Origin of the sequence: Pseudomonas sp. NBRC 111133, from assembly GCF_001320605.1 — a bacterium.
In the GTDB taxonomy this organism is placed as follows: domain Bacteria; phylum Pseudomonadota; class Gammaproteobacteria; order Pseudomonadales; family Pseudomonadaceae; genus Aquipseudomonas; species Aquipseudomonas monteilii.
In genome coordinates, this window is sequence record NZ_BCBJ01000001.1 from 193,308 (window position 1) to 209,463 (window position 16,156).

15 protein-coding genes are annotated in these 16,156 nt (G+C 62.9%); 8 read left to right on the top strand and 7 right to left on the bottom strand.

What is annotated here, in order from left to right; translation table 11 throughout:
- Window positions 1-101: 101 nt before the first annotated feature.
- From APH36_RS00885 to APH36_RS00905, 5 genes are all read right to left on the bottom strand, one after another.
- On the bottom strand, window positions 102-857 hold the full coding sequence (locus APH36_RS00885) for an ABC transporter permease (RefSeq protein WP_060497070.1): 756 nt from the start codon (window positions 855-857) through the stop codon (window positions 102-104).
- Window positions 857-2,062 carry an ABC transporter substrate-binding protein gene (locus APH36_RS00890; protein ID WP_060497071.1) on the bottom strand — a complete coding sequence of 402 codons (1,206 nt, stop codon included), beginning with the start codon at window positions 2,060-2,062 and terminating at the stop codon, window positions 857-859. The genes APH36_RS00885 and APH36_RS00890 overlap by 1 nt, the downstream gene beginning before the upstream one ends.
- A complete protein-coding gene (locus APH36_RS00895) occupies window positions 2,049-2,870 on the bottom strand; it encodes an ABC transporter ATP-binding protein (RefSeq protein ID WP_060497072.1) in 822 nt (273 codons plus the stop codon). The genes APH36_RS00890 and APH36_RS00895 overlap by 14 nt, the downstream gene beginning before the upstream one ends.
- Window positions 2,867-3,931, bottom strand: a complete 1,065-nt coding sequence (locus APH36_RS00900; protein ID WP_060497073.1) for an acyl-CoA dehydrogenase family protein — start codon at window positions 3,929-3,931, stop codon at window positions 2,867-2,869. The genes APH36_RS00895 and APH36_RS00900 overlap by 4 nt, the downstream gene beginning before the upstream one ends.
- A 99-nt stretch (window positions 3,932-4,030) precedes the next feature.
- Window positions 4,031-4,591: a carboxymuconolactone decarboxylase family protein gene (locus tag APH36_RS00905; protein WP_060497074.1), complete on the bottom strand. Its 561-nt coding sequence runs from the start codon at window positions 4,589-4,591 to the stop codon at window positions 4,031-4,033.
- Window positions 4,592-4,693: 102 nt separating this feature from the next.
- On the opposite strand from APH36_RS00905, the gene APH36_RS00910 reads away from it, so the two are divergent.
- Window positions 4,694-5,605 (top strand): AraC family transcriptional regulator, encoded by a 912-nt coding sequence (locus APH36_RS00910; protein ID WP_060497075.1) that lies wholly within the window; start codon window positions 4,694-4,696, stop codon window positions 5,603-5,605.
- A 56-nt stretch (window positions 5,606-5,661) separates the two neighbouring features.
- Here APH36_RS00910 and APH36_RS00915 read toward each other — a convergent pair whose 3' ends face one another.
- On the bottom strand, window positions 5,662-6,201 hold the full coding sequence (locus APH36_RS00915; RefSeq protein ID WP_060497076.1) for an Rrf2 family transcriptional regulator: 540 nt from the start codon (window positions 6,199-6,201) through the stop codon (window positions 5,662-5,664).
- 257 nt (window positions 6,202-6,458) lie between these two features.
- Here APH36_RS00915 and APH36_RS00920 point away from each other — a divergent pair, with 257 nt between their 5' ends.
- Both APH36_RS00920 and APH36_RS00925 read left to right on the top strand, forming a co-directional pair.
- Window positions 6,459-7,655: an NAD(P)/FAD-dependent oxidoreductase gene (locus APH36_RS00920; protein WP_060497077.1), complete on the top strand. Its 1,197-nt coding sequence runs from the start codon at window positions 6,459-6,461 to the stop codon at window positions 7,653-7,655.
- A 232-nt stretch (window positions 7,656-7,887) separates the two neighbouring features.
- Complete coding sequence (locus tag APH36_RS00925; protein ID WP_060497078.1) at window positions 7,888-9,513, top strand: methyl-accepting chemotaxis protein; 1,626 nt, start codon at window positions 7,888-7,890, stop codon at window positions 9,511-9,513.
- 52 nt (window positions 9,514-9,565) lie between these two features.
- On the opposite strand, the gene APH36_RS00930 is transcribed toward APH36_RS00925, so the two are convergent.
- The gene (locus APH36_RS00930; protein WP_060497079.1) at window positions 9,566-10,972 is read right to left on the bottom strand and encodes a cytosine permease; all 1,407 of its coding nucleotides are present in this window, start codon (window positions 10,970-10,972) and stop codon (window positions 9,566-9,568) included.
- A 316-nt stretch (window positions 10,973-11,288) separates the two neighbouring features.
- Between APH36_RS00930 and APH36_RS00935 the strand changes: the two genes are divergently transcribed.
- The 5 genes from APH36_RS00935 (at window position 11,289) to APH36_RS00955 (ending at window position 16,150) form a co-directional block, all read left to right on the top strand.
- Window positions 11,289-11,774 carry a flavin reductase family protein gene (locus APH36_RS00935; protein WP_060497080.1) on the top strand — a complete coding sequence of 162 codons (486 nt, stop codon included), beginning with the start codon at window positions 11,289-11,291 and terminating at the stop codon, window positions 11,772-11,774.
- A gap of 75 nt (window positions 11,775-11,849) precedes the next feature.
- Window positions 11,850-12,890 (top strand): LLM class flavin-dependent oxidoreductase, encoded by a 1,041-nt coding sequence (locus tag APH36_RS00940; RefSeq protein WP_060497081.1) that lies wholly within the window; start codon window positions 11,850-11,852, stop codon window positions 12,888-12,890.
- A gap of 282 nt (window positions 12,891-13,172) precedes the next feature.
- Window positions 13,173-13,769: an amino acid synthesis family protein gene (locus APH36_RS00945; RefSeq protein WP_003256068.1), complete on the top strand. Its 597-nt coding sequence runs from the start codon at window positions 13,173-13,175 to the stop codon at window positions 13,767-13,769.
- Window positions 13,770-13,838: 69 nt separating this feature from the next.
- Entirely contained in the window at window positions 13,839-14,672 is an 834-nt protein-coding gene (locus tag APH36_RS00950; RefSeq protein WP_060497082.1) for an alpha/beta fold hydrolase, read from the top strand.
- Window positions 14,669-16,150 (top strand): aldehyde dehydrogenase, encoded by a 1,482-nt coding sequence (locus APH36_RS00955; RefSeq protein WP_060497083.1) that lies wholly within the window; start codon window positions 14,669-14,671, stop codon window positions 16,148-16,150. The genes APH36_RS00950 and APH36_RS00955 overlap by 4 nt, the downstream gene beginning before the upstream one ends.
- Window positions 16,151-16,156 lie beyond the last annotated feature (6 nt).

The window sequence follows — 16,156 nt, forward strand, 5'->3', positions numbered from 1 at the left end:
AAGACCTCTTCGCGGGCAAGCCCGCTCCCACAGGTATTTGAATTCAAAGACAACGCTATACCTGTGAGCGGGTTCACCCGCGAAAAGGCCCCACTGGCCCCTCAGCCATGCACCCAGCGTCGATGCAGCCCTCGCGCCAAGGCATCCAGCACAAACCCCAACACGCCAATCAGCAGCACCATCGCCATCAGCTCGGAATACGCCAGCCGGTCACGCGTATCGAGGATGAAATACCCCAACCCCGCACTCACCCCAAGCATTTCGCACGGCACCAGCACGATCCACAGAATGCCAATGGCCAGCCGCACGCCGGTCAGCACATGGCCGATCACCCCCGGCACGATCACCTTGCACAACGTCTCCCAACGCGTGGCACTCAGGCTGCGGCTCAGTTGCAACCAGCGGGGGTCCAGCTGCCTGACCCCGGCCGCCGTGTTCAGCAAAATCGGCCACAACGCGGCGAACGCCAGCAAGAAGTAGATAGGCTGGTCACCCACGCCCATCAACATCACCACCACCGGCATCCACGACAGCGGCGATATCATGCGCAGGAACTGAAACGCCGGGGTGGTTGCCGCCTCCAGGTGCCGGTAACTGCCAACCAGCAGGCCCAACGGCACGCCGATGAGCAGTGCCAGCAACAGCCCGACCAGGATGCGCTTGAGGCTGACCCAGATATGCCCGTAGACCTCACCCTGCCCCAGCAACTCGAACAGGCTGTCCAGGGTTGCCGCCGGAGAAAAGCGCGCCGACAGCCCGTCAGCCTGGCCGAACACGGCAACGCCAGCCCACCAAAGCAACAACAAACCCAGCAATCCGGCCAGGCCAAGGCCGGCATGTACGACATGCGTTCGCATCAGACCGCAAACTCCTCGCTACGCTCGAAGTTGTCGGCAATGCCGAACACCGACGGGCCACCCACCGCAGCGATGGCATTGCGTACGAATCGGTCGTCGACCAGGTCGCGGGCAGTCTGCGCCGGATCAAGGCCGGCAAGAAACGCATTGTCGCCTTCGATCAGGGTGGTTTTCAGGCGTTTGACAAGTTCCTCGGTGTAGCTGGGGAACGGATACGGCTGGAAGTCGATGCGCTTTTCGTCCCACTGCTGATGCCGAATGGCACCGCTGGCAAGGTAGCCGGCGCGGTCCTCGGCGGCCGGGGCCAGCACCTTGGTCAGCACGGCAGGCTCATGCGGGGTGTACTTGTTGGGGCCGGCCTTGGACAGCAAGGCAGCGGCTTCGGCGCGGTGGTCGCGGGTCCAGTGCTGAGCCTTGACAATGGCGTTGACAACCTTCTGCGACCACTCCGGGCGGTTGTTCAGATCATGCTCATGCATGAACACCACGCAGCACGCGTGGTTGCGCCACACGTCGCCAGTAAAACGCTGTACGCGGCCAACCTTGAGGTTCTCGGCCAGGGCGTTGAACGGCTCGGCGACGATGTAGCCGGCAATGCGCTTGCTGGCCAAAGCGGGCGGCATGTCGGAGGGTGGCAGCACCAGCAGGTTGACTTCGGTGGCAGTCAACTGGGCGTTGGCCGGCTTCGACACTGGCGTCAGGCCGTTGTCGTTGAGCATCTGCTGCAGCACCACGTTATGGATCGAGTACCAGAACGGGATGGCCACCGTCTTGCCACCGAGCTGTTTCATATCGGTGATGTCCGGGGCCACGGTCAGGCCCGAACCGCCCACGTGGTTCCACGCCACGACCTTGGCCGGCACCTTGCTGCCGTAACGCGCCCACACCGTCATCGGCGACAGCAAATGGATGACGTTGACCTGGCCAGAAATGAACGCCTCGATCACCTGTGCCCAACTGCGTAACAGCACCGGGCGCTCGGCCTTGATACCTTCGGCCTCGAACAGGCCATTGTTGTGCGCCACCAGCAATGGCGTGGCGTCGGTGATCGGCAGGTAGCCGATGCGCACCGGCGCATCCGGCTCGGCGGCAGCGCGCGCCTGCAAGCTCGACAGCAATGGCAGCGCACCCGCCGCCGTAAGCAGGGCGCCCAGCTTGAGAAAATCGCGACGCGAAGAAGAGGAACAGCAGTCATCCATGCACATGGACAGCCTCCGAGGGCAACGGGGTTGGGGTAGGTTCTACGGTGCGGCTTGCCCGCCGAAGGGTTTTGAGGATTTCGATACGCAAGGCACCCAATTCTTCAACCCGCTGCGCGCGTGGTTGCGGCAGGTCGATGTGCCATTGGCCGAGGATGTGCGCTGGGTGGTTGCCCAGTAGCAGAACCCGGTCGGACAGCAGCAGCGCTTCGTCGATATCGTGGGTGATCAGCACCGCCGCCGTGTTGTGGGTGGCGATCAGTTGCAGCAGCAGTTGCTGCATGTCGGCCCGGGTCACTTCATCCAGCGCGCCGAAGGGTTCGTCCAGCAACAGCACTTCGGGCTGGCGGGCCAGGCAACGGGCCAGCGCCGTGCGCTGGGCCATGCCGCCGGACAACTGCGCCGGGTACTGGCCACGGGCGTGGGCCAGGCCCACGGCGGCAATCGCATGGTCGATACGCGCGCGCCGCTCGGCAGCATCCAGCTTCGGCTGGCGGGCGAAGTCCAGGCCAAAGGCAACATTCTTCTCCAGGCTCAGCCAGGGCAGCAGGCTCGGGTCCTGAAAGGCCACTGCCAGCCGTGGGTGCGGCCCCTGCAAGGGTTGGCCGCGCAAGGTCACACTGCCGCCACGGGGCTGCTGCAGCCCTGCCAGCACCCGCAGCAGGCTGGACTTGCCGACGCCACTGGGGCCAAGAATGCTCACCACCTCGCCCGGGGCCAATTGCAGGTCAAACTGCGCCAGCACTTGCTGCCAGCCACCCTCACCCGGGTAGCCCAGGCTGATATCGCAGGCTTCGAGCAACACGTGGCTCATGCGGCGCCCGCCTGGCGTTGCAGTTCGGCACGCAATTGCACCAGGCTGGGGGTAACGATCGGCACGAAGGCCGATTCGCGCCAGCGGCGGGCAAAGCCTTCGCCATATTCGCTGAGATAGGCCTTGCCACCGCTGGCCTGCAACTCCAGTTGCACGGCATCGGCGGCACTTTCAGCCAGGGTGATGCGCAACTTGAACAACGCCGCTGGCTGCTGCTGGAAGCGGCCATCGAGCAACCCCTGCTTGAGCTCGCTCACGGTGTTCTCCAGGCGCTCACTCAGTACCTGACGGGCTTCATCGAGGAACGAGGCACGCCCATGCAGATGCGCCTGCACCTCTTCCAGCGCCCGTCGCGCCAAGCCGATGGCCATCCCGCATTGCAATGCCAGGAAAGCCGGGCGTACCCGCGGCAGGAATTCGCGGGCGTTCTCGTGCAGCAACCAGTCACGCGCCAGCGGCACCTGGTGGAAAGCCAGCGCCGCCGTGTTGCTCGATTGCAGCCCCATCAGTTGCAAGTCATCGGAGCGCTGGAGGCCCTGGGCGTCTGATGGTATGGCGAGCACGAACGGCGTACCGCCGGCTTCGTCTTCGATGGCCGCCGCTACCACGAAGCCGCTCTTGCGCAGGTTGGTCACCCAGTGCAAGCGCCCTTCCAGGTGCCAGCCATCAGCTACCGGCCGGCCACGCACCTGCAGCGCTTCGATGCCGGACAGGAACTTCATGGCGTTGGACAGCCCGGTGGCACCCGCCAGTTCGCCCGTCAACAAGCGCGGCAGCAAGCGCTCACGCAATGGCTGGTTGGGGCTGTGTAACAGGTATTCAATAAAGGCACGCTGGCCCCAGCAGACGAAGGCTGAAGCCAACGAACGGCTGGCAATCGCGGCGATGGCCTCGACGGCGTCGGTCACCTGCCCGCCCGTGCCACCCAAGGCCGGGTCGACACCAATGCGCAGCAGCTGTGATTCGGCGATCTGTGCCAGCACCTGTTGCGGTTCGCACAGGCCCCGGTCGATGGCCTCGGCATTGGCATCCAGCCAGTGACGAAATGCGCAATCTTGCATGGTCTTGCTCCTTTGGGAACGCCGGGGCCGCCTTGCGGCCCATTCGCGGCACAAGGCCGCTTCTACAACGACCGCATCAAGGCCGCTATCACGGGTGAGTTACGCAGAAGGCTGCCAACGGTATTTGCCAAGCTCTTCATTGAGCGGCGTCTGGGCGAAAACATTAGCAAAGTTGCACAGGGTTGCGAGGCTCACGCCCAGAATCACCTCCAGTGCGTTGCCTTCGCTGAACCCGGCTGCGCGGAAGGCCTGGTAGGTGGCCTCGCTGACATTGCCACGGGTGGCGATCACTTCGCGGGCAAACGCGGCCAGGGTTTCGTAACGGGCGTCGGGCAGTTCGCCACGGGCGCGCAGGGCATCGACCACGTCCTGCGGCAGCTTGGCCTTGTTCAGTGCCACGGCGGTGTGGCCAGCCACACAAAAGTCGCAGCCGTGCTGGGTAGCGGCAATCAGTTGCACCACTTCACGCTCGGCCAGGCTCAGCTCGGACTTGCCGTTGAGCGCGGAAACGGTCACGTAGGTTTCCAGCGCCGCCGGGGCGTTGGCCAGCACACCCAGCAGGTTGGGGATGAAGCCTGAGTTTTTCTGGGCATTCTCGAGGAATGGACGGGCCGCTTCCGGGGCGCTCTGCAGGGTGTGTAAAGTAATGCGGGAGGACATGGAGTGGTCTCCTTTGATGGGGGTCACTACAGTCTGTTGGTTATAAGAATTACCCTCCATATTCATCAGTCGCCTTTCCTTGCTCCTGAGTGTTTGTATTAGATGATTTCGTCCAGCCACCTTGTCGATTGGTTATTAGAGGGCCTGGAGCTCGATGCCAGCCTGTTTCATGTCGGGCGCTACTGTGGCGGCTGGCACGCCAGCACCCAAGGCATGGGCCGCGCCAGCTTCCACCTGGTGGTGCAAGGGTATTGCTGGCTGCACCTCGACGGCGAAGCGCAACCGGTGCGCCTGGAAAAGGGCGATGCAGTATTCCTGTTACGCGACCTTGCCTATCGCTTGTCCAGCGACCACGACCCGGCCGACGCCTGTGCCCAACCGCGCCAGGCCATGCAGGCGCTGGACAGTGAGGCCAGTGACGGCGTAGGGCTGGTCTGCGGCTTCTTCCACTTTCAGTCCGGCCTGTCATCGCTGATTGTCGAGGGCCTGGCTGACTGGATCTTGCTGCACGCCGAAGACCCCGCCGGCAGTGCGGCGCGGGCGCTGTTCGAGCTGATTCTGGAAGAGTGCCGACGTACCGCAGGCCCGTCGCAGGCGTTGCTGGAGCGGCTGACGCACCTGTTGTTCCTGTACGTGCTGCGCCAGCAGGTCATTGCCGGGCAGTCACTGGGCGGGCTGGTCGCCCTCGCCCGCCAGCCGGCGTTTGCCGGTTTGCTGGAGCAATTGATCGAGCAACCGGGGCAGGCCTGGACACTGGAAAGCATGGCTGCCTGCACCGGCTTGTCACGCTCGGCATTTTTCAAGCGCTTCAATGAGCTGGCCGGGCAATCGCCGGGGCAGGTGCTGTTGGCTTTGCGTATGCGCCATGCCCGCCAGTTACTGCGGGCGGGGAATACCGTGGAGCAAGTAGGCGCGCAGGTGGGGTATCAGTCGGTGGCGGCATTTACCCGGGCGTTTGCCAAGGCGGTGGGGGTGCAGCCAGGCGCTTATCGACGGCAGCATGAAGGGCGCTGACCTGTACTGGCCTCTTCGCGGGCTCACCCGCGAAGAGGCCAGTACAGGCACCACATTCAGACTTGGCTGACAGGTATATCCCCGCCACCTTTACCTTCGCGCCGCTCTCCCATCCAGCTGTTCACCTGCTGCCCGAACTCGGCCGGCGCCTTGCGCCCGAACCGCCGGGCCAAGTCAAGAATGGTCTGCTGCGCCAGCGCTTCCTCCATGCGCTTCTGCGCCCCCAGCATCACCGCGTGGATCGCACAGGTGCCCTCGGTCGCCCAGCCAGGTGGCGAGCCGTCGAACAGGCTGCAGCGCTCACGCACCTCGCGACAGTCGAAAATCTTCTTCGGCCCGTCGATGGCATTGACGATATCCAGCACCGTGATTTCGTCCGACGGCCGCGCCAGCCGGAAACCGCCGCGTACGCCCTCGGTAGCCGCCACCAACCCGGCACGGGCCAGTTTGGTGAAAACTTTGGCCAGGTACTCCTGAGGCACACCCTGCAACTCCGCCAGGTCGCGCACGCTGGACTCGCGTGAATCGCCACGTTCGTCCACCAGGAACAGCAGGCAATGGATGCCATATTCGACGCCAGCACTGTAGAGCGACATGTCAATCTCCGACCAATATTGTCGCAAATAATACGCCGAACGCATTGGATGGGCAAAGCAGACAGTTGCCGCCTGTCGGTTCAGCCCACACCTCTGAGCCTGCAAATACAGCCATCTGATCCCTTTTCAGGCGGCGCGAGGCACCGGCGTGCTCGAAAAAAGACTTGCCGGGAGAAACTACGACCGATACAGTCGTAGTTATTCGAGCGGCATCCACCCGTCCTCGAAGCCCTCTTCGAACCTTGCGGAGCATCTACATGAAATCGAACATCCTCATCATCGGTGCCGGCTTTGCCGGTGTCTGGAGCGCCCTGAGCGCCGCTCGCCTGCTCGACCAGGCCCAGCGCGACGACCTGAGCATCAGCGTGCTCGCCCCGCAAGCAGAACTGCGTATTCGTCCGCGCTTCTACGAAGCCAACGCGCATACCTTGAAGGCCCCCGTGGGTGAGTTGTTCGAAGCCGTTGGCGTGCGCTTCATCACTGGCAACGCCGAGGCCATCGATGCCGATGCACGCAGCGTCAGCTACATCGACAGCCACGGCCAGCGCCAGCAGATCGCCTACGACCGCCTGATCCTCGCCGCCGGCAGCCAGGTAGCGCGCCCAGCAGTCCCGGGCCTGGCCGAGCACACGTTCGATGTCGACCAGATGGAATCGGCTGTTCGCCTGGAGCAGCACCTGACGGGTCTGGGGGCCCTGCCCGCTTCACCTGCCCGCAACACCGTGGTGGTCTGTGGCGGTGGTTTCACCGGTATCGAAACCGCCACCGAAATGCCCGCCCGACTGCGTGCCATCCTGGGTGACGATGTACGGGTGCTGCTGGTTGACCGTGGTGTCAGCATTGGCGCAGCATTGGGTGCTGGCATCAAGCCGTCGATCGTTGCGGCCTCGGAACAGGCCGGGGTCGAATGGCTGACCGATACCTCGGTGGTGGCTGTGGATGCAGGCGGCGTCACCCTCGACAACGGCGAATACATCGCCAGCAGCACCGTAATCTGGACCGTCGGTGTCAAGGCCAGCCCGCTGACCGCACAGGTTGCCGGCGAGCGTGACAACTTCGGCCGGCTCAAGGTCGATGACCACCTGAAAGTGGTGGGCCAGCAGCACATCTACGCCACCGGTGATACCGCCTGGGCCGCTGTCGATGAAATCGGCAACCACGCCCTGATGACCTGCCAGCACGCCATTCCCATGGGTCGCCACAGCGGCAACAACGCCATGGCTGACCTGCTTGGGGTTGCACCGGTGGTCTACCGCCAACCGAAGTACGTCACCTGCCTTGACCTGGGTGAATGGGGCGCGGCTTACAGCGAAGGCTGGGAGCGCGAACTGAAGCTGCAAGGCCAGGAAGGCAAGGACCTCAAGCGCCAGATCAACTCGGTATGGATCTACCCGCCCGCGGCTGATCGTGCCGTGGCCTTGGCTGCTGCCGACCCGATGATTGCGATCGTTTGACAGCAAGATCCTGACAAAACCGTCAATAAACGACGGTTTTGTCAATTATCTCGTTACATTGTTGGACTGTTCAATAATGATGGCCATATGGCATCATTCAAACCAAAAAAGTATTCAAGAGGGTGAGGCAACACTACTAATCCGCAGCGCATCAAGAGCCTGGCGCCCTACCGGTGACCCGGCTTTCCGACCAAGCTCCTGAGGCCTGCACGCCACCGTCAAGGAGCATTCCATGCAGTTACGGAATATGAAGATCGGCATTCGCGCTGCCAGCGTATTTGCCCTGTTGGGCATCCTGGTCCTGTTCATGGGCCTTATCGCACTCTATGAAACCCGCGAGATGGACAAGGCCACCGACGAGATCCGTGTCACCTGGATGCCCGCCGTGGTAGCCCTGGGTGACATCAGCAGCAACCTGGGCCGCGCACGGGCTTTCACCTTGCGCGCCGCACTGGACGACAACCCCGCCGAGCGCGCACGCAACCTGCAACTGCTCGAAGGCATCAACGCCGAGCTCAAAGGCGGGTTGAAAGACTACGCCGACACCATCATCGCGGCCGACGAGCGCGCCCTGTTCAACACCTTCACTGACGCACACCAAGTGTACCTCGACCTGCAGGTAAAAGTGCTGCAGGACATTGCCGCAGGCCGCATGGACGATGCCAAGCAGCAGATCAGCGGCCCCCTCACGCAGCGCGCCGACACCATGATGAAGGCCATGACCGCCCTGCTCGGCTATAACAGCAAGGGTGCCGAAGACGCCTCGCAGCGCAGCAGCGATGTGGCCGACGACGCGTTCACCGCCATCATCACCTCGTTACTGGTCATCATGCTTGCCCTGGCCGCCATTGCCACCGTGCTCACCCGCAGCATCGTGGTACCACTGGCCGATGCCGTGGCTGTTGCCGAACGCGTGGCAACCGGCGACCTCACCCGGGAAATTCGCGTGACCGGTCGCGACGAGCCAGCCTTGCTCTTACGCGCCCTGGCCCGTATGCAGGAAAGCCTGCGCGATACCCTGCGCAAGATCGCCGCGTCGTCCGACCAGCTGGCCTCGGCTTCGGAAGAGCTGCACACCGTGACCGAAGACACCAGCCGCGGCCTGCACCAGCAGAGCGCGGAAATTGACCAGGCGGCCACCGCCGTCAACCAGATGACCGCCGCCGTCGAAGAGGTCGCGAACAATGCGGTCAGCACGGCCGATGCTTCCAAGGGCGCCGACCAGACCACCCGCGATGGCCGCGACCGGGTCAATCAGGCACTGGCATCCATTCAGCATCTGGTGGCTGACGTAACGGGTACCTCGGCCGAAATCGAGCAACTGGCCAGCAATGCCAACGAGATCAGCCGCGTGCTGGATGTGATTGGCGCGATTGCCGGGCAAACCAACCTGCTGGCGCTGAACGCCGCTATCGAAGCAGCCCGCGCAGGCGAGGCGGGCCGCGGCTTTGCGGTGGTGGCAGATGAGGTTCGCGCCCTCGCCCACCGTACCCAACAGTCGACGGCGGAGATCGAGCAGATGATCGCCGGTATCCAGAACGGTACCGAGCGGGCGGTGACAGCGATGCACAGCAGCCAGGGGCGTGCCACCAGCACACTGGATGTGGCGCAAGGTGCTGGTCAGGCGCTGGAAGTGATTGCCGAGGCGATTGCGTCGATCAACCAGCGCAACCTGGTGATTGCCAGTGCTTCGGAGGAGCAGGCGCAGGTGGCCCGAGAGGTTGATCGCAACCTGGTGAACATTCGTGATCTGGCGATGCAGACGTCGGCGGGAGCGAACCAGACCAGTGCGGCGGCGCAGGATCTGTCGCGGTTGGCGGTGGACTTGAACGGCATGGTCGCGCAGTTCAAGGTTTGACCTGAAACAACAGGGGCTGCGTTGCAGCCCCATTTACAGCAAAAGTCATCTATCAGTCGTTGACACTCACAACCCGCCCCGACTCCTCGGCAGCCTTGCCGCGCGTCGCCAGGCAGTAATACAACGGCACCGTGACGATCAACCCGAACAACCAGGACAAGTCCGCCCCTTCGACAATGTTGGAATACGGCCCCACATACAGCGACGTATTGGCAAACGGCAGTTGCACCAGAATCCCGCACGCATAGGCAATGATCGCGTGGTGATTGAAGCGGCCATAGATACCGCCATCAGCACTGAAGATCGACGCAATGTCGTACTGCCCCTTCTTGATCAGGTAGAAGTCGATCAGGTTGATCGAAGCCCACGGCACCAGCACCAGCAGCAGCGCCAGGATCAGGCCGATAAAGTGGCCAATGAAATCCGCCGAGGCGTTCAGGGCAACCATCCCGCAGCCCACCAGAATCACCGATGCCAGGATCACCCGCACCTTGATGCTCGGCGTCCAATCGGCCATGAAGGTCTGGATCGCGGTGACGATCGACAACACCGCGCCATACAGGTTGAGGGCGTTGTGGCTGATGATGTTGAGCAGGAACAGCACCATCAGAATCGGGCCCAGCCAGCCGGTGGCCTGTCTCACCGCATCCATGGCGTCGGTGCCTTCCGGCACGCACAGCACCGCCACCGCTCCAAAGCTGAAGCACAGGATGGTGCCCAGGGTGGCGCCGAAGTACGTGGCCCAGAATGGCTTGGCGATGCCTACTTCACGCGGCAGGTAGCGCGAGTAGTCGGAGGTGTATGGCGAGAAGCTGATCTGCCAGATGGTGCCCAATGACACGGTGGCGATGAAGCCCGACAGGTTGAATGCACCACGGCTGAAGAAGTCGGCCGGCAGGTCTTGGGCGAACATCATGATGAAGCCGGCCAGCAGCGCCGAACCCATCACCCAGGTGCCGATACGGTTCAGAATATGAATGAAGCGATAACCGATCACGCCAATGGCAGTGGCGCTGAGGGCACCGATCACGATCGCGCCCGGCATCGGCACGCTTGGGGTGATGCCATGGATGGTCTTACCCGCCAGGACGATGTTGGAAATGAAGAAGCCGACATAGATCAGCGCGGTGAAGAACACGATCAGCAAGGCGCCGTAGCGGCCGAACTGGCCACGGCTCTGCACCATCTGTGGAATGCCCAACTGCGGTCCCTGCGCAGAGGCCAGGGCGATGACCACGCCGCCGACCAGATGGCCCAGCACAATGGCAATCAGCCCCCATAACAGATTGAGGTGGAATACCTGAACCACCATGGCGCCGGTGACGATAGGCAGTGGCGCAATGTTGGTACTGAACCAGAGGGTGAACAGGTCGCGCGCCTTCCCGTGGCGCTCGGCAGGTGGAACGTAATCGACCGTGTGATTCTCGACAAACTGGTGTTGCGACGACGGTTGGGACATAGGATTCAGCTCGAAAGGTCGTTTTTATCGTTGTAAGGAAACCGCATCCAGGGCGGCCTCTCAGCTGCGGACCATATTATGGTATTCCAAACTTTTGACAACACTGATCCGCACGAAAAAACGCCCGCTGATCTGCTCGCAAAACCCCTGCGACAAACCGCCTCACCGCTCAAAGCCGCTATTTTCGTGGCTTAGAGCCGTTCATCGTGAAAAATCAGGGTTGAAAATTCCGCTTGCAAAATAGGTATTACGGTATACCATCAGACACATCAACGATAAAAACCGCGGACCACCGCAGCCTTTAGAGGTACACGAGATGATCGACGCAACCGTCTACAAGCACGTCCTGGGCTCCTTCCCGTCCGGCGTTACCGTCATCACCACCCTGGACGACGACGGCTCGGTTGTCGGCTTGACCGCCAGCGCTTTCTCTTCCCTGTCGATGGACCCGCCACTGGTACTGTTCTGCCCCAACTACACCTCCGACTCCTACCCTGTGCTGATCAAGCAGAAACGCTTCGCCATTCACCTGCTCTCGGGTGAACAGCAGGCTGAAGCCTATGCGTTCGCCAAAAAGGGCAAGGACAAGGCCAGTGGCATCGAGTGGACCCTGAGCGAACTGGGCAACCCCATCCTGGCCGGCGCCACCGCTGTTATCGAATGCGAACTGTGGCGTGAATATGAAGGTGGCGACCACGCCATCATGGTCGGCAAGGTGCACAACCTGATCGTCCCTGCAGAAGCGCCACGGCCGATGGTGTACTGCCGCGGCAAGATGGCCAGCCTGCCGGCCTTTGCCTGAAGCCTATTCTGAATCGAGCCCCCTGGCGCCTCCCCTGCCCGGCGCCAGCCCCTTTCAAGCGTTGAGGAAAGCCCCATGAAATTTTCGTTGTTCGTGCACATGGAACGTTGGGATGAACAGGTCAGCCACCGTCAGCTGTTCGAAGACCTGACCGAACTGACCCTGATGGCCGAAGACGGCGGTTTCAGCACTGTGTGGATTGGCGAACACCACGCCATGGAATACACCATTTCGCCAAGCCCGATGCCGCTGCTGGCCTACCTGGCCGCACGCACCGACAAGATCCGCCTGGGCGCCGGCACCATCATCGCGCCGTTCTGGAACCCGATCCGCGTGGCGGGCGAATGTGCCCTGCTCGACGTGATCAGCAACGGGCGCATGGAAGTGGGCCTGGCCCGTGGCGCCTACCAGTTCGAATTCGACCGCATGGCCAACGGCATGCCGGCCACCGACGGCGGCAAGGCGCTGCGCGAAATGGTCCCGGTAGTGCGCAAGCTGTGGGAAGGCGACTACGCCCACGACGGCGAAGTTTACAAGTTCCCCACTTCCACCAGCGTACCGAAGCCATTCAACGCCACCCCGCCGATGTGGATCGCCGCCCGCGACCCGGACTCGCACAACTTCGCCGTGGCCAACGGCTGCAACGTCATGGTCACCCCGCTGATGAAGGGTGACGAAGAAGTGCTGGACCTGAAGAACAAGTTCCAGGCCGCCTTGGACAACAACCCGGATGTGCCGCGCCCGCAACTGATGGTGCTGCGCCACACCCATGTGCACAGCCCGGCCGAGCCGGAAGGCTGGAAGGTCGGCGCCCAGGCCATCTCGCGCTTCTACCGCACCTTCGACGCCTGGTTCGGCAACAAGACCACCCCGGTCAACGGCTTCCTGGAGCCAAGCCCGGAGTCTAAGTTCGCCGAAGTGCCGGCGTTCGAGCTGGAGAACATCCGCAAGAACACCATGATCGGCACCCCGGAAGAGATCATTGCGCGCATCAAGTACTACCAGGCGCTCGGTGTCGACGAGTTCAGCTTCTGGTGCGACAACAGCCTGCCCCACGCCGAGAAGAAGAAGTCGCTGGAGCTGTTCATCAAGGAAGTGGTGCCGGCGTTCGCCTGAATTCCCATTGCCTGAACCATTGCGGGACGCGCCCGCTCACGTGGGCCCCTGCGGCCTGCATGAGCGGGCTTTTTTATGAAATCTGCGCAAGGCAGGAAGACTGTGCGATCCCTGTGGGAGCGGGCTTGCCCGCGAAGAGGCCAGTACAGACACGACAAGAATCAAGGCATCACGCCACCTTTCGTCTCCCAGCAAGAGAAATTTCAAGCCTCCTCTTGCACAACAAATATTATGGTATACCATCAGACAACAAGAGCTGATAACCCTCACCAGGAGCCACCCATGAGTTTCGAAATCCGCAAGATCGTCACCTACTCCGAAGAGACCCGCATCGAAGGCGGCAAGGCCACCGACAAGCCGGTGACCATGGTCGGCCTGGCCGTCGTGATCAAGAACCCATGGGCCGGTCGCGGTTTCGTTGAAGATCTGAAGCCGGAAATCCGCGCCAACTGCTCGGAGCTGGGTGCCCTGATGGTCGAGCGCCTGACTGCCGCCATCGGCGGTGCCGACAAGATCGAAGCCTACGGTAAAGCTGCAGTAGTGGGCGCCGATGGCGAAATCGAGCACGCCTCGGCGGTGATCCACACCCTGCGCTTCGGCAACCACTATCGCGAAGCGGTACAGGCCAAGAGCTACCTGAGCTTCACCAACAAACGTGGCGGCCCAGGCACCTCGATCCAGATCCCGATGATGCAGAAGGACGACGAAGGCCTGCGTTCGCACTACATCACCCTGGAAATGCAGATCGAAGACGCCCCGCGTGCCGATGAAATCGTCGTGGTCCTCGGCGCTGCCGACGGCGGCCGCCTGCACCCGCGCATCGGCAACCGCTACATCGACCTGGAAGAACTGGCTGCCGAAAAAGCCAACGCTCAATAACAACAACCAAAACGGGGCCGGGGCGTGGCGTGCTTACCCGCCGCGCCCGACCTTCAAGGAGCGCCCTCCATGATTCAGCCTGTCGCTGAACACACCCCAGCCGGCACCAGCTACCTGTCCGTCGGCCAGGGCCAACCCGTGGTATTGATCCACGGCGTGGGCCTGAACAAGGAAATGTGGGGCGGTCAGATCGTTGGCCTGGCCAACGACTACCGCGTCATCGCCTACGACATGCTCGGCCACGGCCAAAGCGCCCTGCCGGCTGCCGACATCGGCCTGGAAGGCTACGCCGCCCAGCTCGCCGAACTGCTCGACCACCTGCAAATCACACAAGCGACCGTGATCGGCTTCTCCATGGGCGGCCTGGTTGCCCGTGCATTTGCCCTGAACTACCCGCAACGCCTGGCAGCACTGGTGGTACTCAACAGCGTGTTCAACCGCACCCCCGAGCAGAGTGCCGGCGTTATCGCCCGCGCCGCCCAGGCGGCGCAGCTGGGCCCCGACGCCAACGTCGACGCCGCCCTGGACCGCTGGTTCAGCCGTGAATACAAGGCTGCCAACCCGGCACAGGTCGCCGCCATTCGCCAGGTACTGGCGAGCAACGACCCGCAGGGCTATCACACCACCTATTCGCTGTTCGCCACCCAGGACATGTACCGCGCCGACGACCTGGGCAGCATCCAGGTGCCGACGCTGATCGCCACCGGCGAACTCGACTCGGGCTCTACCCCGGCCATGACCCGCCAGCTCGCCGCCAGCATTCCGGGTGCGCACAGTGTGGTCCTCGCCGAGCAACGGCATATGATGCCGGTAGAAGCCCCGCGTGAAGTCAACAAGATGCTGCTGGACTTCCTCGCGCAAGCCCGCACCCTCACCGAATCCGCCAAGGGGATTGTTGCATGACCCTCGTTCGTTTCCAGATGTGCATCGACGGCCAATGGCGCGATGCCCAGAGCGGCAAGACCTTCGACAGCCTCAACCCGGCCACCGCTCAGGCCTGGGCGCAACTGCCCGATGCCGATGAAGCCGACGTCGAACTGGCGGTGCAGGCCGCCCAGCGTGCCTTCGACAGCAAGGAATGGCGCAGCATCACCGCCACTGCGCGCGGCAAGCTGCTGCGTCGCCTGGGCGACCTGATTGCCGAAAACAAGGAGCACCTGGCACAGCTGGAAAGCCGCGACAACGGCAAGCTGATCCGCGAAACCCGCGGCCAGGTGGGCTACCTGCCAGAGTTCTTCCACTACACCGCGGGCCTTGCCGACAAGCTCGAAGGCGGCACCCTGCCGCTGGACAAGCCCGACCTGTTCGCCTACACAGTGCACGAGCCGATTGGCGTAGTGGCCGGCATCATCCCGTGGAACAGCCCGCTGTACCTCACCGCGATCAAGCTGGCCCCGGCCCTGGCCGCCGGCAACACCATCGTGCTCAAACCGTCCGAGCACGCCTCGGCGACCATCCTCGAACTGGCCCGCCTGGCCCTTGAGGCCGGTTTCCCGGCCGGTGTGGTCAACGTGGTCACCGGTTACGGCCCAAGCACCGGCGCGGCGCTGACCCGCCACCCGCTGGTGCGCAAGATCGCCTTCACCGGCGGCGCCGCCACCGCGCGCCACGTTGTGCGCAGCAGTGCCGAAAACTTCGCCAAGCTGTCGCTGGAGCTGGGCGGCAAGTCGCCAAACATCATCTTTGCCGACGCCGACCTGGACAGCGCCATCAACGGCGCTGTGGCCGGCATCTATGCAGCCTCCGGGCAAAGCTGCGTGGCCGGTTCGCGCCTGCTGGTACAGGACGAGATCTTCGACGAGTTCGTCGAACGCCTGATTGCCCGTGCCAAGCGCATTCGCATCGGCAACCCGCAGGACGACGCCAGCGAAATGGGCCCTATGGCCACCGCCCAGCAACTGGCCGTGGTCGAAGGCCTGGTCGCTGCGGCCAAGGCCGAAGGTGCCAAGCTGCACATGGGCGGCAAGCGTGCTGAAGTCGAAGGTCAAGGCTGGTTCTACGAGCCGACCTTGTTCGAGTGCGACAGCAACGCGATGACCATCATGCAGGAAGAGGTGTTCGGCCCGGTTGCCGCGGTGATCCGCTTCAAGACCGAGGAGGAGGCACTGGAAATCGCCAACGACTCGCAGTTCGGCCTGGCCGCCGGCATCTGGACCCGCGACCTGGGCCGTGCCCACCGCCTGGCCCGCGACGTGCGCTCGGGGATTATCTGGGTCAACACCTACCGCGCCGTGTCGGCCATGGCACCGATCGGCGGCTTCAAGAACAGCGGCTACGGCCGCGAGAGCGGCATCGATTCGGTGCTGGCCTATACCGAGCTGAAGACCGTGTGGATCAACCTGTCCACCGCGCCGATGCCCGACCCGTTCGTGATGCGTTAAGAGGAA

Bases quoted from the DNA above. Each gene is read 5' to 3' on its own strand.
- APH36_RS00885 (WP_060497070.1), bottom strand. From the start codon at position 857: ATGCGAACGCATGTCGTACATGCCGGCCTTGGCCTGGCCGGATTGCTG.
- APH36_RS00890 (WP_060497071.1), bottom strand. From the start codon at position 2,062: ATGTGCATGGATGACTGCTGTTCCTCTTCTTCGCGTCGCGATTTTCTC.
- APH36_RS00895 (WP_060497072.1), bottom strand. From the start codon at position 2,870: ATGAGCCACGTGTTGCTCGAAGCCTGCGATATCAGCCTGGGCTACCCG.
- APH36_RS00900 (WP_060497073.1), bottom strand. From the start codon at position 3,931: ATGCAAGATTGCGCATTTCGTCACTGGCTGGATGCCAATGCCGAGGCC.
- APH36_RS00905 (WP_060497074.1), bottom strand. From the start codon at position 4,591: ATGTCCTCCCGCATTACTTTACACACCCTGCAGAGCGCCCCGGAAGCG.
- APH36_RS00910 (WP_060497075.1), top strand. From the start codon at position 4,694: ATGATTTCGTCCAGCCACCTTGTCGATTGGTTATTAGAGGGCCTGGAG.
- APH36_RS00915 (WP_060497076.1), bottom strand. From the start codon at position 6,201: ATGTCGCTCTACAGTGCTGGCGTCGAATATGGCATCCATTGCCTGCTG.
- APH36_RS00920 (WP_060497077.1), top strand. From the start codon at position 6,459: ATGAAATCGAACATCCTCATCATCGGTGCCGGCTTTGCCGGTGTCTGG.
- APH36_RS00925 (WP_060497078.1), top strand. From the start codon at position 7,888: ATGCAGTTACGGAATATGAAGATCGGCATTCGCGCTGCCAGCGTATTT.
- APH36_RS00930 (WP_060497079.1), bottom strand. From the start codon at position 10,972: ATGTCCCAACCGTCGTCGCAACACCAGTTTGTCGAGAATCACACGGTC.
- APH36_RS00935 (WP_060497080.1), top strand. From the start codon at position 11,289: ATGATCGACGCAACCGTCTACAAGCACGTCCTGGGCTCCTTCCCGTCC.
- APH36_RS00940 (WP_060497081.1), top strand. From the start codon at position 11,850: ATGAAATTTTCGTTGTTCGTGCACATGGAACGTTGGGATGAACAGGTC.
- APH36_RS00945 (WP_003256068.1), top strand. From the start codon at position 13,173: ATGAGTTTCGAAATCCGCAAGATCGTCACCTACTCCGAAGAGACCCGC.
- APH36_RS00950 (WP_060497082.1), top strand. From the start codon at position 13,839: ATGATTCAGCCTGTCGCTGAACACACCCCAGCCGGCACCAGCTACCTG.
- APH36_RS00955 (WP_060497083.1), top strand. From the start codon at position 14,669: ATGACCCTCGTTCGTTTCCAGATGTGCATCGACGGCCAATGGCGCGAT.